This window comes from Wolbachia endosymbiont (group A) of Anoplius nigerrimus (genome assembly GCF_947251795.1).
GTDB lineage: Bacteria > Pseudomonadota > Alphaproteobacteria > Rickettsiales > Anaplasmataceae > Wolbachia.
In genome coordinates, this window is record NZ_OX366385.1 from 994642 (window position 1) to 1013291 (window position 18650).

Below are 18650 nucleotides of genomic sequence, written 5' to 3' on the forward strand. Positions count from 1 at the left end.
GCAAATCAATGACTATTGCAATTCACGAATTAGAAAGAATCATCAAACAATCGTTCCCCGACGCTGATATAAAAGTTCATGACCTTGCTGGAGATGATGATCATTATCATTTAAAAATAACCTCCCAGCACTTTCTTGGAAAGACAAAAATAGAACAGCATAAAATGGTATATAAAGCTCTGGAAGGTCAGTCTATACACGCCTTGCAACTGGAAACTAATACTTAAAAATAAGGTGAATTTATGAGCAATTTTGAACAAATAAAAAAAGATATAGCAGAAAATGATGTGGTGTTGTACATGAAAGGCACTTCTGATTTTCCTCAATGCGGATTCTCTGGACTCGTCGTGTCAATCCTAAAAAAATTGAACGTGAAGTTTAAGTATATTAACGTGTTGGAGAATGATGAAATACGTGAATCTATAAAAAAGTTTTCTGATTGGCCAACAATTCCACAATTATATATAAAGGAAGAGTTTATCGGTGGTTGCGACATCACTCGCGAGATGTACGAAAAAGGCGAACTGCAAAATTTATTGAAGGAAAAAAAAATTATTGAATAAGACTTCAAAACTCTTGCATAACCTAAAAAAAGGCAAAAGAAACCCCGTGGTGGTTAGTTATCTATATTTACTTCAAAATATTGGCTTTTTTTATTCTATAGCTAAAGTGACTTAGATTTACCGACAACCGTCATTCCGCTACGCGTTAGCGCCGCGGGTAGCTTAGCCAAGATCACAGTGCCCGTAAAGCTGCGACCCTAGAGCTACTATCTCTCACCCACTGGAGATATTGCACGGTACTATCCACTTGGTCGTCGTGGCGGGTTTCTGGAAACATTAAAATCTCATACTCAAAATCGTTGAGCCATACTGCTTGGTGCGGCAGAAAAACCTTGCCAGACTCTATAATCGGAACAATTTGATAAAATCGAGTGAGTTTGTCATCATGTGGTACTATTTCGATAATGGGCAAATGACTGCTTGCCTTCAGATCTTGTATTAATTGCTGACCACTTGTTTTTGCTTCGATTAAAATTGCGTGTGGTGCCCATCTTGCGGCTAGTGACAGAACTTGCTCTTTAAGCTTTGGATACTCAAGCTTTGCGCGATATACATCAAGTAAATAGAATTTATTGCCCACTTTTGTCCAGGTGGTGCAGACGCTAAAGTTGCTAGTGTTGCTTGTTGAAACTGCAGTGTCCCAGCTCTGAGTGACATATGAGAGACTATCAGAAAAATTTCTATAGCGCTTCAGCCACTCTCGTTTAATTATACCACTTGAAAGTGGCAGAGGATTTTGTTGATATTGTGCAGCAAAAGCATAACTCCCAAGTTCAGCCTTTATCATCTCAACTTCTTCTTTTCCTCCATCGAGGAAATATAGCAACTGACCTTCTTCTCTTGAGTATAAAATCCTTGCAGGTGCAATGCGTGATGCTGGTTTATTATACAGCCACCCGATGCGCTCATTTATAGTTACTTGGATGACAGGAACAGGAGGCGCTGGTTTTTTGATTGAATAGATAATCTCCCTATTTTCAGCTATTATTGGTAAACAAATATGATGCCATATGTTTTTCGGTTTAGAGAGAAGGTGTCCGGTTAAGTCCTCCTGGTGTAGCCTGTGCATCACAAGAACGATGACTCCTTTTCTTCTGTTGTTGAGCCTGGTTACTAAAGTCTGGTCAAACCAGTTTGTAGCACGCTTTCTAAACGTTTCACTCAAAGCTTGAGCAGAACTGAGCGGATCGTCCACGATGATGAAATCTCCACCTTCACCGGTTAATGTTCCTCCAACTGATGTTGCAATTCTGTATCCTCTCTGCACTGTTTGAAATTTATATTTAGTATTCTGGTCTTTGGATAGTTCTACTTCTGGAAATAGCGCTCTATACCAACTAGACTGCATTACGCACCTGGTGTCGAGCGAGTGCTTTTCGCTGAGCAGCCGAGAGTAACTTGCAACTATTATTCTTGCAGTTGGCTGATTTCCCAGTATCCACGCGGGCCACGCAACACTCACGCACATGGACTTCATCGAACGCGGAGGCATATTGAATATTATTCGTTTCACTTCACCAGCGCTCGCTGCTTCTAGCCTATCTGCTATGACTTTTATGTACCGATAATTATTATACTCACACCCCGGCACTACCGTTTGAAAGCATAACTCAATGAATTTTAGAAAGTTCATGATATAATGTTGAAAGATGTCATCCAAGTAGCCCCTTTCTTGTCATCCGAGTAGCTTGACTACTTGGATCCAGAAGACTTAATTTCAACCAAGTGGCTGCATAATAAAGTCTGGATTCCAGTGCCAAGCACTGGAATGACATCCTCCCTTGTGGAAATTGCTCTCAAATCACAATGTTTGTACAGCTATGCAAACACAAAGGTGTCATCCAAGTAGCTGACACTGGGATGGCTTTGTTGCATCGCACCTTATGCGGTAGTAATTTACGATAAATTCATGTAGCCATTTCGAATTTAGCCATACCAATGTCAGTAAATTGATTAAGCAAATAGCACTTAATGAGTAGTTCTTTTCCACGATTTACTTCGGACTTATTCCTAAAGCTGAATCCAAATATTTGCTTTAATCTTGAGAAAAACCCTTCAATGTGAGCTCTCTTTCCATAATTTACTTCTTCTTTCCACTTTTTTATGCAATCATATGACTTTATTAGTCTAACAGCAGCATTTCTATCATCCATGTAATCCAATTTTTGGTGCTCTGTTGCGTTGTTTTTCGGAAGAACTTTTGTCTTTATACCAAACTTGTTACATAATTCGTAAAGCTTATGCCTGTCATATGCTCTATCCGCATATAATACCTTTACAGCATGAACTTCTTCTAACAAATCGCAAGCTCCATAGTGATCTGAATAAACTCCGCTGCTGTATTTTGCAGCTATGGCTTTTTTGCTGTTTATATTCAACATTACGTGTAGTTTCTTTACTTGTTCATAGCTGCGATACTTTCTATTTTCGCTATTTTCCTTGCTGTGGCCAGGAGTGTTGTTATAAATGCTGATGCTTGTGCTATCTATAGCAATTTCGATATCTTCCATATTATCTTTATCAATTCTGCAATCATTTATCTTAATATTAAGTTTCTTAAACCTTCTTGAAGCCTGAGAATAGCTGATAACTTGCAAATTTTTCCCAATTTGCTCAAGGTATCCTGCTATAAATCCAACTGTTTGCCTCAAACCTATTCTGAATAGATGGGTTATTATATGTATCAAAATCACCACTTTATTGCTGTAAATATTGTTGCCACCCTGCATTTTTGGCCCAATTTCATACCAATTTTCTATGGCTTCGTTGATATAACGAAAAATATTTCCTCTTTTTTCTAGAAATTTGTTATATTCGTTTTGGTTACTGACTCTCATTTTTTGTGGCATATTTTTTCTTCAACAGTTGAATGGCTATTTTATAATGAATTTTGTCAGTAACTGCCAGATTTTTTCGGTTGCTATGCAACAAAGCCCACTGGGATCCAGGAAAAAGAATGGTGTCATTCCAGTGCTTGACACTGGAATCCAGCTTTTGATCGAAAATGTTGTATAGTACATAATCAATTTTTCTGGATCCCAGTGTCTGGGCACTGGGATGACGAGAAAGGAGCGCTGGAATGATAGCAGTCCTACGTCATACCGCCGCGGTATCTCTAGATCCCGCTAACACGTAGCGGGATGACGATTGTCGTTTAGCCATAAATATTAAGGAATTTACCAAATGAAAAAAAAGGCAAAAGAAACCCTAGTCATTGTCTATTTTCAGTATTGGCGTTTTTTAAGTCTTAAACGCTGCAATTTAGCTGCTTTTAAATGCAACTAACCTTAGCTATAAATGTTTAAGAAATTTACTAGGCAGAAAAAAAGGCAAAGAAAACCCGTGGTAGCTAGTTATTACACTCTCTATTTTAAAATTTGACGTTGGGTGATGTCTTGAACGCTTTATAAGCGCGTTTCAGCTTGTATAGGTAAAAACCTAGAAATTTGATAAAGACATACGGTGCACATAGTGCAAAGAATTAACCAATAGTACGCCAAATACAAGTTTTCTTGTCATTTTAATCTGCTGCAGAGATTGCGAAGTTAAATAAAATAGCTTCAGTTTCATGATAAGGGGGCTGGCGGAGTTTGTCAAGCAAGTTTTTGTTTATAACAGTTGTTGCCAAAAACTATACAAGAAGTCTATTGAGAAAGACTTAGGCTTCAACCTTATCACCAGGCTTAACAAATAGGTGGCCCAATACTATTAACTTTATGGGTTTACCTTCGTTATTTGCTACTATCCAAACCCCATCGCTCTCATGATCAACAATTTCTATTGGTACAAATATTACATAATTATTGTCGTCAACAATCTTTATTCCAAGAGCACCCTCGTCACTTAAGCTCAGGGCTGAAGAAGGAACTTTATATGTAAATCTTTCGCCTGAAGGTAGCCTTACGTTGGCAGTTAGTCCCTGCAAGGATATCATTTTATTATTAGTTACCTTTACTTCTACCCTATAAGACCCAGTTTTAGGCTCAGCAATTTTACTAATAAAACTTACTTCACCTGCCAATTCTTTTCCGTCCAGCAAATTAATTTGAGCTGTGCTGCCTAGCTCTATTTTATTTACTTCATTTTCCGAAACGTATAACACTACAAGAATTTGATCGAAATTAACCACGTCAGCTATTTTTTGCCCAGCATTAACAAAATCCCCTTCGTTTGCATTGATTTTATCAATATAACCATCTATAGGAGATTTGACTGCAGTATTTTCTAAATCCAATTCTAGCCTTTTTAGGTCAGCTTTTGCACTTTGTAACGCAGTAAAAGCTGCTTCTACTTGTATTTGTGCTCCATAACCTTTTTTATTCAGTTTGTGAGAGGAATCATACTCAATTTCACGCTGCTTTAATAAAGCTTTGGCTTTCTGAGCTTGCTCAATCCTGTCATAATCTTCTATCTTTAACACTACATCATCTCTTTTTACCTTTTCACCATCAGGTAAATAAATAGCAATAATCTTACCACTTATTTTTGAGACAAGGCTAGCTCTATGTAAGGGATTTACTGTACCAGAAAAATTTAAATATATAGTGCGGTTTTGCGGCGCACATTCTTGAGTTTTTACTGAAAAGCTACTAGTTGCATTATCACTATGAACCGCCTGATCTTTTTTTAAAAATGCACTGCTGATAAAAAACAGTAGAATAAAAGCAATACTAGAAATGATGATTACTTTATTTCTCATCTTTAAACAATAGAATTTGTTAACTAATTTTGTTAGAAACAACTGCATAAATTTTCGAATCAGAAATGTAAGTATAATACATGCACCATCGTCACTCCATAAATAATTTTATATGAGAACAAACACAAGATTTTTCTACAATAAGTAAGTTTTTTATTGCTAAGAGGCAGTATAAATTCCGTTAAAAAGCAGCAGAATGACAAACAACCTAAAAATAATTAACTGTAGCAGCCTACTTTTCAATAAACTCCATTTGCATTTCTTGTATATTACTTTCTATTTGCTTTATTTGTTCTATCAACCTTTCTTCTAAGTCAAGATTACCGCTCAGCCTCGCTTCGGTTCTTTCTTTTCGTAATGCATTTAATTCTTTTAGTAACACTATATTATTCCACACAATTTCTGCAGATTTTCTCTCGTTCAGTTGGCTATTTAGTACACTAGTTTTTTCAAATACATACTTTATAACGTCAAACTGTTTCAATTCTTGTAACAAAGCCTCTTTACCAAGTTTGCTTTTGTTACTTATTACATCAATTACACGCTGTTGTAATCTTTTCATCTCATTAGTAAATTCAAAATGAGAAAATTGCTCAAAAAATATAGGACGGTTCAAGATTTCAGGAAATTCTACGGCTATACGCAAAATTATGGCCTGATTTTGCTCTGCTTCAATTAGCTCTGGAGATTTGTTATGAAGATACTCACCTTTTGTTGCTCTAATTTTACTATTAAAAATCTGTTTTTTGAAGCTACTTCTTAGTTCACTAGCATTATTGTAAAAATAATCTCTATAATACCGTCTAATACTGCTGTTGCTAATAGTATTTACATATTCCATGAACCTGTGCTCAAGAATTGAATATTTTTCTGGAGCAAGTTTTTCGTAGCTTTGCAGACTATTATTGACTATGTGATGCCATAAATATTCAGAATGCAGTTTTGTTGAATGGTCAAGAGCAGTCAACACGTCTTCTTTCTTGTATGCCAGTTCGTTACATATATCGTATGGATCTTTATTACTTGGCAAAGTCACAAACTTTAACGTGTATCCAGGCTCTAATATTGGCAGAGCAAGTTCTGCAACTCGGGTAGCAGCATGACGTCCAGCACTATCGCCATCCATACAGATGGAGATTTCTTTAGCAAATTTCCATAGATTTTTTATCTGTTCTGCAGAAATTGCAGTACCAAGCGGAGCAACTGTATTGCTAATTTCCGCTTGATGTAGTGCTATCACGTCCATATATCCTTCAACAACAAATATGTGCTGTTTTTTACGTATTTCGCTTAAAGCAAAGTTTAATCCGTATAAATTCTCTCTCTTCTTGAAGAGCTGACTCTCTGGGCTATTTAAATATTTCGGCTGTTGCTCAGAACTTAGCGCACGTCCGCCAAAACCAATAACTCTCCCTGCAATGCTCTGTATAGGAAATATCAGCCGGTCATAAAAATAATCACGAAAATTTTTGTTTACTAATCCAATATCAATTAAAATTTTGTCTTCAATACCTGAAGAGTTTAAATACTCTTTCAAACCAGAGCTTGGTGCATAACCTATCTTAAATTTATCTATGATTTTAGGTAAAATCTTACGCTGCTTTAAATAATCTACAACACCTTGATTTTTTTGTGCAAACCAATTTGCAGCTAAATCAAGCGCTAAAAATAGTTTATTGTCCTCTTTTGTAATACTAAGACTTTTGGGCAGTTCAACACCTGTAACCGATGCTAATCTTTCCAATGCTTCTTTAAAGCTTAATCCTTCAGTTTGTGAAATAAATTCAAATACGTCACCACTAGCTAAGCAACCAAAACAGTAATACAATCCTTTAGTATTACTTACCGAAAAAGATGGGGTTTTTTCGTTATGAAATGGACAGAGCCCAACAAAACTATCTCCTCTTTTTATTAATCTGACTTTTTTACCTACTATGTCGGATAATAATAATTTTGATTTTATAATATCTATATGATCCATCTTGTTAAATTAGTAGCAGGATAAAAATTATATAGAATTTATACACATCTGACTCGAAATTTATTTCAAGGCTCGCAAAAAATCAGGACAGCTTGACAAAGAACCCAAAATAAATTACTCAAGAATCATGAATATAATTAAAGAAGGTTGATTTAAAGTAGGTACAGTAAATAGTTTTCTTGGATAGCTACTTAGATGACAAAAGAAGGGCATTTGAGAATGGAGAGGAACTATAGCTCCATAAGGTGTCATGCAAGTAGCTGACACTGGCATCCAGGAATTTTGATTGGACACTGAGCTGGTGAGCATAAAAGTAGCTCTTTTATGCTAAAATGAACGTCTTTGACGAGATTGCATGGATCCCAGTGTCTGGGCACTGGGATGACACCCCTCCTTGGTGGACTCAAATCGCAACGTTCGTACAGTTGTGTACTTGACACTGTAATCTATTCAATTTATTAAATCTTATCTGCTTTAATTATATCATTTAATTAGTATAAAATTAATTATTTATATGTCAGATGTAGTATCAATTGCCTCAGATCATGCTGGTTATGAATTAAAATCAGAAATAAAACCTTACCTGGAAGCCCTAGGTTACAGAGTAGTAGATCAAGGCTGCACTGCTAAGCAAAAGTGTGTAGATTACCCAGACTATGCTGTTAAAGTTGTAGAAGATATAACAAGCAAAAAAGCAAATTATGGGATATTAATTTGTGGTACAGGTTTGGGCATGAGTACTGTGGCAAATCGTTTTGAAGGAATCTACGCTGCTTTATGTAACAGTGTTGAGATCGCAAAATTAGCTCGCGAGCATGGCAACGCAAATGTACTGTGTCTTGGTGCAGGGTTTACTGCGAGTGGATTAGCAAAAGACATAGTCAAACAATTCCTCGAAACAGAATTTTCAAAAGAAAGCAGACATAAAAAACGCCTTGATAAACTCAGTAATATAACCTCTAAGAAAAAAAAAACAAAAACTTATAACGAAGATGAAATATCAAAATTCGCTAAAATGGCAGGCCAGTGGTGGGATGAGAACGGCAAATTCAAACCATTACACATGATGAATCCTATTAGAGTATCTTACATTACTGAGAAAATAAAAGAGTTAAAAAAATGCGATTTAAAAGAATTATCATTGCTTGATGTTGGATGTGGTGGTGGCATTTTGTCAGAGTCAATGGCACGCGTTGGCATTAACGTTGTGGGAATAGACGTATGTGAAGAGAACATAAAAGTGGCACAATCACATGCGAAAAAAGTAGGGCTTAATATAGAATATATGCACACCAGCATTGAAGAGCTAAGCAATGACAAGAAGTACGACGTGGTTCTGTTGATGGAAGTAGTTGAACATGTGGATAATTTAGAGCTTTTCATGAAGAAAGCAATAGAGCTGCTAAAACCGGAGGGGTTAATCTTTATATCCACAATAAATAGAACTATCAAATCCTTCTGCCTTGCAATAATTGGTGCAGAGTACATATTAAATTGGCTGCCAAAAGGTACGCATAACTGGAATAAATTTCTCAAGCCGTCAGAAATTGCAAATCACTTAAGAGAAAATAATGTAACGCTGCAAAACATGGCTGGCATGGAGTACAACGTAATAAAGCGTGAGTGGAATCTAACTAAAGGTGTGGATGTTAATTATATACTTTGTGGAAATATTGTAGTTTGAGACGGTTCTAATATCATCCCAGTGCCCTCTCTTGTCATTCCAGTGCCTCCTTCTCCTGTCATTCCAGTGCTTCTTTTTTGTCATCCCAGTGCCCAGACACTGGGATCCAGCTTCTTTTTTTCTAGATTCCAGACTGGAATGACACCTCTCTTGGGCTCTTTTAGCCATGTCATCCAAGTAGCCCCTTTTTTTGTCATCCGAGTAGCTGACACTGGGATGGCTTTGTTGCATCGCTACTTATGAAAGGCTAACTATAGTTAGAATTATAAGCAACCTATTGAAAATCTTGTTTTTTTGCAATCAATCTGATCAAATTTAAGAATAGTAATTTATTATTTATATTAATAAATTTAATTCTATTGAAAATAGCTAAAGCATTGAAATTCTTGAATTTTAGCCAGATTAGTGAGTGGTAGTGAAATTTCTTTTACTCAAATTTAGGCTCTGTGGACAAAATTTTAGAGAAGCCATACAAGAGCTCCAACAAAATTGAGAAAACCCATAAAAACCTCAGCAGTTTTATCAAATCTGGAAAAAATGCGCCTAAAATTTTTAATTTTACCAAAAAAACACTCAATCAAATGACGTTCTTTGTAGATATGCTCATCGTAATACCTTTGCACTTTTCGATTCCGTTTTGGCGGAATAACTACTGTACATCCCTTGTCTTCAAGACTTGTAACAAAGGCATTGCTATCGTAGCCCTTGTCAGCTACTACAGTAGAGTTATAGATACTTTCGGTCAACACTTGTGCCTGCGTAATTTCATTTCTTTGACCAGGAGTCAGAGTAAATTTAAGTGGATTTCCAAGTGCATCGACAAGCGCATGTATTTTAGTTGTAAAGCCACCTTTGCTCCTCCCTAAAGCTTCTTGATCCTTGGAGTTTTTTGTATATCCAGATGAACATGGATGGGCTCGGATGATCGTACCGTCGATTATAGCAACTTCTAAATCAGGCTCTTGTTTAGTATATTCAAGCAATTTTTTCCAGACATCTCTTTCACACCATCTTTTAAATCGCTTATGTATACTCCTGTAATTACCATAAGTTTTTGGTAAAAGTCTCCATTGGCAACCACTTCGCACTATGTACCACACTGCCTCTATGAATATTCTTAAACGTTTTTCATCTTTGCTGTGCATTCCTTTTACGCTTTTTATGAACTCTAAAATTTGTTTCCAATTTTCCTCTTTGATGTAATATTGCATATGGTAGTTTCTCCATTTTTTACCTATTAGGCTAAACTACCATCTTTTTCTCTCTTTTCATATTTTTTGTCCACAGAGCCTAGAAGCCCATCTCTTGCTAATTCCTTACTGCTTTTTCCCTTAGCAACCCATTTATAATAACCACCAGCAGATATGTCTAAAACCCTACATAGTTCCTGTATTTTATAGCAATTTCTATATAAAAGAATACTTTACTCTTTTTATTTGGCCAGGGTTTTTTTTAATGTCTCTTTCTCTTGTTACTCTTGCTAGTTCTTTTTTTAGATCAAATCTTTCTTTGTCATAAGGAGCCTTTGCCTGGAAATGCGTATGCTTCTGACATTTTTCCATCATATTTTCTTACCCATTTACTTAACATACTGCCATCTATACCTAGATCTTTTGCTATTTTTGTACTTCTGTTTCTTTAACCAGCTTAACAGCTTCTAATTTGAATTCTGCTGTATATTCCCTTCTATTTGCCATATTTTGAAAAAACGTTTTATTTTACTCCAAAAACGTCTTAACTTTCTCTCTACTTTTTCTGGGTAAGGTCACCAGACACTTATGCAGCTGTGCATAGAATGACAGAAGAGACTTGCGTTAGATATTGTTTATTTACTTTCGATCTTTTCTATCAATTTTTTAACTAAGCCTCTTAGCTTTTTACTGGATTCATCAAGCTCTTGAATCTGCGAGCTATGCTCTTTCATTAGTTCCTTATAGTTACCTCTTATGTAGTCAATCATTTCCTTCATCTGAGCAATCATCTTGTTAACATCCATACTACCCAAATCAGGTACCATGCCAGGCATAGCCCCTTCTAACATACCGCCAGCCATAAGCTGCTGAGACATTTGCATAAATGGTTTTAAAGTCTGATTAAGCAATTCAGGATCCTTGGCTAATTTTTCTATTTGCTCTTTGCAAGTATCCATATACTGCTTCATAAATTCATCTTCTTGCCCTTTATCTATCATAATTATAACCTACCTAAAAATACGTGTCCTCTATTATATATCGTTTTTAAATTAAAAACAATACACAAAATACCTATTGGTAACCCTGTTAATACTTTATTAAACAACAAACAATTTGTTTATAGAGGATCACATACTTTCTTTAACCATTCCTTATCTTTTACGCTATTTTCTAAGTTTTCATAGACAAATTGATGATAGCTATTTATCCACTCAACTTCATCTTTAGTAAGCATTTGCACATCTATTAGCCTTCTATCATATGGAATGAAGGTCAGTTGTTTGAAATGTAAAAAGCTATTTTCTTGTCTGTCGACATACATCAGATTTTCAATTCTTATTCCATACTCTCCCGGAATGTAATAACCAGGTTCGTTGGAAAGTATCATTCCTGGCGTGAGTTTCACTTTATTGCCCTTTGATATTGCTTGTGGTCCTTCGTGTACTGATAGGTAGCTTCCTACTCCATGCCCTGTACCATGCATATAGTCCATTCCAAATTTCCATAAATGCGTACGTGCCAATATATCCAATTCTCCACCAGTAGTGCCAGAAGGAAAGATGACACTTGCTATAGCAATGTGAGCTTTCAACACTATTGTATAGTGGGTTATTTGCTCATTGGTCGGATTACCAACCACTACAGTTCTTGTCACATCAGTTGTGCCATTAAGGTATTGGCCACCAGAGTCAATCAAATATAGTCCACTTTTCTGAATTACCTTATTCGTCTTACTGCTTGCATGATAGTGAATTATTGCACCATTTTCATTAAATGCGGAAATTGTTGGAAAACTTGGTTGCTTAAACAAATCCTGCTCTTTTCTGTGTTCTAAAATCCTTTCTTCAGCTTTGAGCTCAGTGATTCCATTGCCAACATTATTTTCAAGCCAATATAGAAAATTTGTAACTGCCACTCCATCTTTAATGTGTGCATTTATAGCCCCAGCTATTTCAGTTTGGTTTTTTACTGCTTTATAAATTAGACAAGGATCTTCTCTTTCAGCTACCTGCTTGTTTTCTACTAGACCTTTTTCATTACTTCTTGTCATCCCAGTGCTTGACACTGGGATCCATACTTTTTTATTTCTGGATTCCAGCGTCACGCGCTGGAATGACACCGAAGCTGATTTTTCTCTCAAATAATGGTTATGCAAGGGATCTATTGCATTCATAATACTCATTGGAGTTGTGCTTGGATCTATAACTATTGAATTTAGCTTACACAGCGAATTTTCTAGCTCACTAATATCAAAAACATTTACATGACTACCCAAATTTGCTTCTATAGTTGAATGTTCTTTATCTTGAATAAACAAATCAACATTACCGCTTTTATACAATATAGCACGGCCCAATATACATGGAGTATATTGGGCATTTTCATTTCTTAAATTTAATAACCATGAAATTGAATTTGGATCAGTTAAAAGCACTGCTTCAGCTTTTTTATCTATGCTTTTAGCGACTTTTTCACATTTATTCTTGCTACTTTCACCAGCATATTTAATAGAATGTAAAACCACTGCTTGTTTTCGATAGTCACTTTTTTTTTCCAGCTAAACAGGGTATTAATTTACAGATATTCTCATACTTTCTTATATCTTCTATGATAAAATATTGCAAATAGTAACCTAGTGAGGCAGTCGATGTTAAGTTTGCTTTTATCCATTCGCGTGGATCCTCTTCTTGTATATTATATACTTGAAAATTGCCCCGATCGAGTTGATTGCGAGCTTGTGTGATATAGCGTCCATCCGTAAAAAATGGACATCTGTTGCTTTTTGTAACAATAAGTAGCCCATTTGTTCCTGTGAAGCCACACAGCTTTGTTAGCTCCTCTGAATACTCATTTAAATATTCATCTTTAGTATGCAACATAAATGCGTCAACATTTGTTTCACACATAAAAGAACGAAATTCTTCGATTTTTGACATGGAATACCTCACGCAAAACTAGCAGCTACTTTCGTTTTCTTATTCCTAAGGTACACTAATATGCTCACTATCGCTGCGGGAGTGATGCCTTGTATTTGCTTTGCAATGCCAATCGTCGCTGGTTTTATCGTCTGCAACTTTTCTATTACCTCACTTGACAGGCCTTTAACTTGTGAATAGTTAAAATCAATTGGAATTTGAGTGTTAATCTCCTCTCGTAGAAACTTCATATCTGCTTCTTGTCTTACTAGGTAAGGCTTGTATTTTGCTTCAATTGCAACTGCTTCGCGCACTTCATTTTTAGTTGTATTATACATTTTGGTATTATTCAGGCACGCAATGCTGTTTAACTCCGACCATATTTCTTGTAATTTATTCCAGTCGATGTTTGGATAGCTGAGTAAATCTAGTGTCGTTTTTCTTATCCCATCATAAGATATTTTAATACCATAAGACCTAAGCTGCTCAGGAGTAATTGTCAGACTCCCTAACTTCTCTTCAAGCTGCTTAATGGATTTAAGTTTATTCTGTAAAACAGAGTATCTCTCATGCGAAACAAGGGAAATATCATAACCTTTTTGTGTTAATCTTCTATCCGCATTGTCTGACCTGATAGCTAGCCTATATTCTGCACGTGAGGTAAATAATCTGTAAGGCTCGATCACCCCTTTGGTGACCAAATCATCTATCATTACGCCAATATACGAATCTGTGCGGTGAAGAACAAAACTCTCTTTTTTTTCAGATACAGAGAGTGCTGCGTTAATTCCAGTGATAATTCCTTGCCCTGCTGCTTCTTCATATCCAGTGGTGCCATTGATTTGGCCAGCAAAATATAGACCTTTAATTTTCTTAGTTTCAAGAGTATGGCTTAGTTCTCGTGGATCAATATAGTCATACTCAACTGCATATCCAGACCTCAATATTTCTGCGTTTTCAAGTCCTTTGATACTCTTTATCATTTCATTTTGCACTTCAACAGGCAATGAATTTGAAATTCCGTTTGGGTATACAGTATCATCATCCAGCCCTTCTGGTTCTAAAAATATTTGGTGACTACTTTTTTCTGCAAATTTATTAACTTTAACTTCAATGGATGGGCAGTATCTTGGTGCAACAATGTCATCCAAATACGAAGAAGCTGACCTATGAAGATTTTCTCTAATTATTTTATGCGTATTTTCATTAGTATGGGTAATAAAGCATGATACCTGAGGTTGGTTAATTTTTTCTGTGAGATAAGAAAACGGCACAGGTGGGTTATCACCCACTTGTTCTTGCAATATTGACCAGTTTATAGTATTACGATCAAGCCTTGGTGGAGTTCCGGTACGCAGTCTACCTAATCTAAAATCATACTTCTTCAACGTATTTGCAAGTTCTACTGCAGACTTATCCCCCATTCTTCCTGAAGGAGTTGTTTGCTCTCCTATATGAATCACACCCCGCAGAAAGGTCCCTGTAGTTAGAATGACTTTACTTGTTGGTATACGTTCACCTGAACTTATTATTACAGCTTTAATGCACGGTTTTCCATTGCCATTACTTTCTATAAGAAAATTGTCAACTGACTCTTCTTTTACCGTCAAATTGTTATAATTTAGAATAATTTCCTGTATTGCCTGCTTATATAATTTTCGGTCTGCCTGTGCACGCGGGCCCCATACTGCTGCACCTCTGCTGCTATTTAAAATGACTGAGTGTATGCTTGCTTGATCGATTGCTCTTCCCATTATTCCATCAAGAGCGTCAACTTCCCTGACTACAACACCCTTTGCAACTCCTCCAATTGCTGGATTGCAGGACATTTCTCCTATAGTTGAAATTTTATGAGTTATAAGCAGCGTGTTTGCACCAAGGCGAGCTGCCGCAGCAGCAGCTTCGCACCCTGCATGACCACCACCTACTACTACTACGTCATATTTATGCATGCTTTTTAAGTAATCCGTACCCTACTAATATTCCGACTATTAGCGGTTAATGTCAAATCTTGTTATTCCAGCATTGTGCAATAAAACAACAACTTGATTAGTTTAAACTTCCTTCTCTTTTGAAGAAAAACACTCAACTATAAGAGAAATAATATATTCATTCACTCTTTCAGCAGCAGATATTATAGCCGCGGTTACAAGTAACCCTGCTATCGGCGCTATTACTCCTATTGTTGCACCTGCTAAAACTGCACCACGCATTCCACTAGGAAAAATAGCAGTTGCGGCTGCAGCAAGTGCAACTCCAATTGCAGCACCTACAGCTGTGGAAATACCAGAGTAAATTAGTGCCTTTTTATCAAATTCCTCAATAGAATCTCCCTTGTAAAGTGTATATAGCAATTCTCCTACGACCACAGCCGTAAACAATGCTGGAAACATAGAACCAATAATCCCACCTACTACTAAAGGTGATGAAGTTGTAACCCTCAATCCATAAACTGCAAATATTACCATTATTGGTGGTACATAATTAAATATTACACGTGCTTTATCATCGTGACCCATACAACCCTTCAATTAATAATAACAATTTTTACCTTCCTTTCATTATTATTATAATGAGACTGGCTGAATAAACAAAGTAATTTTTTATGAAATGGCCTTGGAAAAAAGAGCGGGAGAAGGGCCTCAACTTACAACACAACTATTGTCAAATTTGATGACACCTTTTTGTTCATTAACTGCAGTAACAAATTCAAGTTTTCCGATATCAATGCCAATAAAATTTTGATAAGATGTAACCATAAAGAACCTCGAGAGTTTAAGTTAAAATTTAAGATTGTAAACGGGTGCATATATATGTCCCAAACAACTATTCAAACGTCTCGAAGGATAGGCTTGAGTACCTTGATATCTACGTATGTTATAATACTACCGTCTTATGGTCGCTCAAGCCTGGCGATAACCACATTTTTATAGAGTTATCTTCTTTCTTGCTTCTTTTTATATCACATTTCCAACTTACAACCGTGAATAAATCACGGTATGACGGTTCGCGGCGGTATGACGTAGGGAAACCTTTCTTGGGTTAGCTATAGAAACTCTCATCGCTGCCTTTTTGTTAACAGTGGTATTAGACTTCAAGTTACTGCAAAAAATGTTTTAAAACATAATTGACTTTGCCTAGTTAATACTCCAAATTATAAAAAAACAGATAGTTCTATGACGACAAATCTATTACAAGGCAAAAAGGGATTAATAACTGGAATAATAAATAAGAGATCGATAGCATGCGGTATAGCAAAAGTTCTCTCAGAGCACGGGGCAGAACTTGCAATCACCTACCAGAACGAAATAATAAAAGAAAAACTATCACCAATAGCAGATGAATTAAATGTGGAGCTAATATTACACTGTGACGTTTCAAATGAAAAAATCGTAGATAACGCTTTTGAAATAATAGAGAAAAAATGGGGTACTCTTGACTTTTTGGTGCATGCAATAGCATTCTCCGATAAAAATGAGTTAGATGGTAAATATGTCAATACTTCACTGAATAACTTCCTCAATGCAATGCATATATCGTGCTATTCTTTCACTGCTTTAGCGCAAAGAGCTGAAAAAATGATGTCAGGTGGTGGTAGTTTACTTACTTTATCTTATTATGGCGCTGAAAAAGTTATGCCAAATTATAACGTTATGGGTTTATGTAAAGCAGCACTTGAAGCAAGTGTAAAATATATAGCATGTGATCTTGGACCACAAAATATCAGAGTAAATGCAATTTCCGCTGGTCCAATCAGAACTTTAGCATCTTCTGGAATAAGCGATTTTCACTTCATATCGGAATGGAATAGAAATAATTCTCCGCTCAGACGCAATGTTACAATAGAGGATGTTGGCAAGGCAGCGTTATACTTATTAAGCGACTTAAGTAGTGGCACTACTGGAGAAATTTTGCACGTTGATTCAGGATATAACGTTGTGGGAATGAAGGTAGTTGACTAACAAAGCACTAGTTCCTTCGGGTTCATACACAACTCTATCAGAAGTTTTGTGACTGTGATTGCAGAAAACATCGAACATAAAATTCCTATTGATAGAGTGACAGAAAAGCCTCTAATTGCTCCACTGCCAATAATGAACATTATTCCTGCAGCAATGAGTGTTGTGATATTTGAATCCAGTATTGTCTTTATAGCGTTTTTAAACCCTTCTTCAATAGCACGTTCCACTCTCTTGCCAGATTTGATTTCCTCGCGAATTCGCTCAAATATTAAAACATTTGCATCCACCGCCATACCGACAGTGAGTGCGATACCGGCAATTCCAGGTAAAGTTAGAGTTGCTTCAAGCAGAGTGAGAATTGATAATATAAGAATTACATTAGAAAAAAGCGCAACAGAAGCTAATATACCTAATTTGCCGTAAGTGATGATTATAAATAAAGCCACGGCTACAATAGAGATTATTGCTGCCATTTCCCCTGCCTTTATTGATTCTTCTCCAAGACTTGGGCCAATGTTTTTTTCTTCAATTATTTTAAGTGGTGCTGGCAGTGCTCCAGATTTTAAAAGTATTGCAAGTTCGCTTGCTTGTTTTTCAGCGAAATTACCGCTAATTTCTCCCTCTCCATTTAAAATTGGCTCACGTATTGTAGGTACTGTTAAAACTGTGTTATCCAGAACAATTGCAAAAGGTTTTCCCACATTTTCTTTAGTGATTTTCGCGAATCTTTTACTCGCTATGCTGTCAAATTTAAAATGCACTGTTGGTTTACCTAAGTGACCAAATCTAACTGACGCATTGACCAGCGAATCGCCACCTATTTCAGTTTTGCGGAATATTGGATAAGAATTACCTAAAGAATCCTTGAGCATGACAGTAGTTTCGTGATCTATATCCTGCACCTTGGCTATGTTAGTGTTTGCCAAATGAAAAGCTAGTTTAGCAGTTTTGCCAAGCAGAGATTTTATCTGCTTGGTGTCTTCTACTCCAGGCACCTGCACTAATATTTTATTCTGCCCTTGTTTTTGAACGCTGACTTCCTTTGTGCCAAGTTTGTCCAAACGCCGCTGGACATTGTTTATTGATTCTGCAGCTACTTCACTGATCAAAGAATTTTTATAATGGGGTTTATACGAAATGAGAATTGAAGAATCTTTTCTATTTAGCTCTAAATTTGGATTTATCGCATTAATCAACACAGATGCTTTTTTATAATCATCAATATTATTTAAAGTTACAACGCTATTTTGTACGTTAGATTCAATATTTTTTGTTAGCAATGTCTCTTTTATCTCACCTGCTAGCATGCTTAGCTTTTCCTTAAAATAGAAATCTAAGTCTATGTTTAAAAGCAAAGATGCCCCTCCTTTCAGGTCAAGGCCTAAGTTTATTCTTTTTTTCGAAATAAAAAGCTTATTATCAAAGAAATTTGGCAGTGTTATGTATAAAGCAAATAAACAGATGCATAATACTGAAAAAGATTTGACTATAAGCCTGTTGTACATAAGTTGTAGGTTTAAAATTGCAGTGTAAGTTAAAAATAGATTTTTGTAAAATGCTCTATTGTCCAAATAACCTATCCAAGTAGCTATAGAAACGAAAAAACTTGCTTGACAAGCTTCGCCAGCCCCCTTATCATAAACACTGAAGCTA

The 18650-nt window shown here is 36.2% G+C and carries 15 protein-coding genes and 3 pseudogenes; 4 read left to right on the forward strand and 14 right to left on the reverse strand.

What is annotated here, in order from left to right:
* Positions 1–8 precede the first annotated feature (8 nt).
* Together OPR26_RS05300 and grxD are read left to right on the forward strand one after the other, a co-directional pair.
* Complete coding sequence (locus OPR26_RS05300) at positions 9–227, forward strand: BolA/IbaG family iron-sulfur metabolism protein (RefSeq protein ID WP_265015686.1); 219 nt, start codon at positions 9–11, stop codon at positions 225–227.
* Positions 228–242: 15 nt separating this feature from the next.
* Positions 243–563, forward strand: coding sequence for a Grx4 family monothiol glutaredoxin (grxD, locus tag OPR26_RS05305; protein WP_265015687.1), 321 nt, complete (start codon positions 243–245; stop codon positions 561–563).
* A 172-nt stretch (positions 564–735) separates the two neighbouring features.
* Here the strand turns inward: grxD and terL are convergent, their stop codons facing one another.
* The 5 genes and pseudogenes from terL to dnaG form a co-directional block, all read right to left on the reverse strand.
* Positions 736–2196: a phage terminase large subunit gene (gene terL, locus OPR26_RS05310; protein WP_265016293.1), complete on the reverse strand. Its 1461-nt coding sequence runs from the start codon at positions 2194–2196 to the stop codon at positions 736–738.
* A gap of 274 nt (positions 2197–2470) precedes the next feature.
* Entirely contained in the window at positions 2471–3412 is a 942-nt protein-coding gene (locus OPR26_RS05320) for an IS5 family transposase (protein ID WP_265015625.1), read from the reverse strand.
* Positions 3413–3520: 108 nt separating this feature from the next.
* Positions 3521–3619: pseudogene (locus OPR26_RS07540) on the reverse strand (WPE palindromic element domain-containing protein); the annotation flags it as partial.
* A 602-nt stretch (positions 3620–4221) separates the two neighbouring features.
* Positions 4222–5310 (reverse strand): efflux RND transporter periplasmic adaptor subunit, encoded by a 1089-nt coding sequence (locus OPR26_RS05330; protein ID WP_265015689.1) that lies wholly within the window; start codon positions 5308–5310, stop codon positions 4222–4224.
* 184 nt (positions 5311–5494) lie between these two features.
* A complete protein-coding gene (gene dnaG / locus OPR26_RS05335; protein WP_265015690.1) occupies positions 5495–7243 on the reverse strand; it encodes a DNA primase in 1749 nt (582 codons plus the stop codon).
* A gap of 514 nt (positions 7244–7757) precedes the next feature.
* Here dnaG and ubiG point away from each other — a divergent pair.
* Positions 7758–8927 (forward strand): bifunctional 2-polyprenyl-6-hydroxyphenol methylase/3-demethylubiquinol 3-O-methyltransferase UbiG, encoded by a 1170-nt coding sequence (gene ubiG / locus OPR26_RS05340; RefSeq protein ID WP_265015691.1) that lies wholly within the window; start codon positions 7758–7760, stop codon positions 8925–8927.
* 458 nt (positions 8928–9385) lie between these two features.
* On the opposite strand, the gene OPR26_RS05345 is transcribed toward ubiG, so the two are convergent.
* The 8 genes and pseudogenes from OPR26_RS05345 to OPR26_RS05375 all read right to left on the reverse strand — a co-directional run.
* A complete protein-coding gene (locus tag OPR26_RS05345) occupies positions 9386–10138 on the reverse strand; it encodes an IS5 family transposase (RefSeq protein WP_264702259.1) in 753 nt (250 codons plus the stop codon).
* Between the two features lie 59 nt (positions 10139–10197).
* Positions 10198–10624, reverse strand: a pseudogene (locus OPR26_RS07545) (transposase); the annotation flags it as partial.
* A 128-nt stretch (positions 10625–10752) separates the two neighbouring features.
* Positions 10753–11118 (reverse strand): hypothetical protein, encoded by a 366-nt coding sequence (locus tag OPR26_RS05350; protein ID WP_096641498.1) that lies wholly within the window; start codon positions 11116–11118, stop codon positions 10753–10755.
* 119 nt (positions 11119–11237) lie between these two features.
* The gene (locus OPR26_RS05355) at positions 11238–12644 is read right to left on the reverse strand and encodes an aminopeptidase family protein P (RefSeq protein WP_265015692.1); all 1407 of its coding nucleotides are present in this window, start codon (positions 12642–12644) and stop codon (positions 11238–11240) included.
* Between the two features lie 16 nt (positions 12645–12660).
* Positions 12661–13056 (reverse strand): aminopeptidase P family N-terminal domain-containing protein, encoded by a 396-nt coding sequence (locus OPR26_RS05360; protein WP_265015693.1) that lies wholly within the window; start codon positions 13054–13056, stop codon positions 12661–12663.
* Positions 13057–13064: 8 nt separating this feature from the next.
* Positions 13065–14987: a tRNA uridine-5-carboxymethylaminomethyl(34) synthesis enzyme MnmG gene (mnmG, locus tag OPR26_RS05365; protein ID WP_265015694.1), complete on the reverse strand. Its 1923-nt coding sequence runs from the start codon at positions 14985–14987 to the stop codon at positions 13065–13067.
* Positions 14988–15089: 102 nt separating this feature from the next.
* A complete protein-coding gene (locus tag OPR26_RS05370; RefSeq protein ID WP_265015695.1) occupies positions 15090–15554 on the reverse strand; it encodes a hypothetical protein in 465 nt (154 codons plus the stop codon).
* Between the two features lie 138 nt (positions 15555–15692).
* Positions 15693–15794 (reverse strand): annotated as a pseudogene (locus OPR26_RS05375) (IS110 family transposase); the annotation flags it as partial.
* 417 nt (positions 15795–16211) lie between these two features.
* On the opposite strand from OPR26_RS05375, the gene OPR26_RS05380 reads away from it, so the two are divergent.
* A complete protein-coding gene (locus tag OPR26_RS05380) occupies positions 16212–16997 on the forward strand; it encodes an enoyl-ACP reductase FabI (protein ID WP_265015696.1) in 786 nt (261 codons plus the stop codon).
* On the opposite strand, the gene secD is transcribed toward OPR26_RS05380, so the two are convergent.
* Positions 16994–18502, reverse strand: a complete 1509-nt coding sequence (gene secD / locus OPR26_RS05385) for a protein translocase subunit SecD (protein ID WP_265015697.1) — start codon at positions 18500–18502, stop codon at positions 16994–16996. The genes OPR26_RS05380 and secD overlap by 4 nt on opposite strands.
* Positions 18503–18650 lie beyond the last annotated feature (148 nt).

Bases quoted from the DNA above. Each gene is read 5' to 3' on its own strand.
- ubiG (WP_265015691.1), top strand. From the start codon at position 7,758: ATGTCAGATGTAGTATCAATTGCCTCAGATCATGCTGGTTATGAATTA.
- OPR26_RS05370 (WP_265015695.1), bottom strand. From the start codon at position 15,554: ATGGGTCACGATGATAAAGCACGTGTAATATTTAATTATGTACCACCA.
- OPR26_RS05320 (WP_265015625.1), bottom strand. From the start codon at position 3,412: ATGCCACAAAAAATGAGAGTCAGTAACCAAAACGAATATAACAAATTT.
- OPR26_RS05380 (WP_265015696.1), top strand. From the start codon at position 16,212: ATGACGACAAATCTATTACAAGGCAAAAAGGGATTAATAACTGGAATA.
- secD (WP_265015697.1), bottom strand. From the start codon at position 18,502: ATGTACAACAGGCTTATAGTCAAATCTTTTTCAGTATTATGCATCTGT.
- OPR26_RS05360 (WP_265015693.1), bottom strand. From the start codon at position 13,056: ATGTCAAAAATCGAAGAATTTCGTTCTTTTATGTGTGAAACAAATGTT.
- OPR26_RS05330 (WP_265015689.1), bottom strand. From the start codon at position 5,310: ATGCAGTTGTTTCTAACAAAATTAGTTAACAAATTCTATTGTTTAAAG.
- OPR26_RS05300 (WP_265015686.1), top strand. From the start codon at position 9: ATGACTATTGCAATTCACGAATTAGAAAGAATCATCAAACAATCGTTC.
- OPR26_RS05350 (WP_096641498.1), bottom strand. From the start codon at position 11,118: ATGATAGATAAAGGGCAAGAAGATGAATTTATGAAGCAGTATATGGAT.
- terL (WP_265016293.1), bottom strand. From the start codon at position 2,196: ATGAACTTTCTAAAATTCATTGAGTTATGCTTTCAAACGGTAGTGCCG.
- grxD (WP_265015687.1), top strand. From the start codon at position 243: ATGAGCAATTTTGAACAAATAAAAAAAGATATAGCAGAAAATGATGTG.
- OPR26_RS05345 (WP_264702259.1), bottom strand. From the start codon at position 10,138: ATGCAATATTACATCAAAGAGGAAAATTGGAAACAAATTTTAGAGTTC.
- mnmG (WP_265015694.1), bottom strand. From the start codon at position 14,987: ATGCATAAATATGACGTAGTAGTAGTAGGTGGTGGTCATGCAGGGTGC.
- dnaG (WP_265015690.1), bottom strand. From the start codon at position 7,243: ATGGATCATATAGATATTATAAAATCAAAATTATTATTATCCGACATA.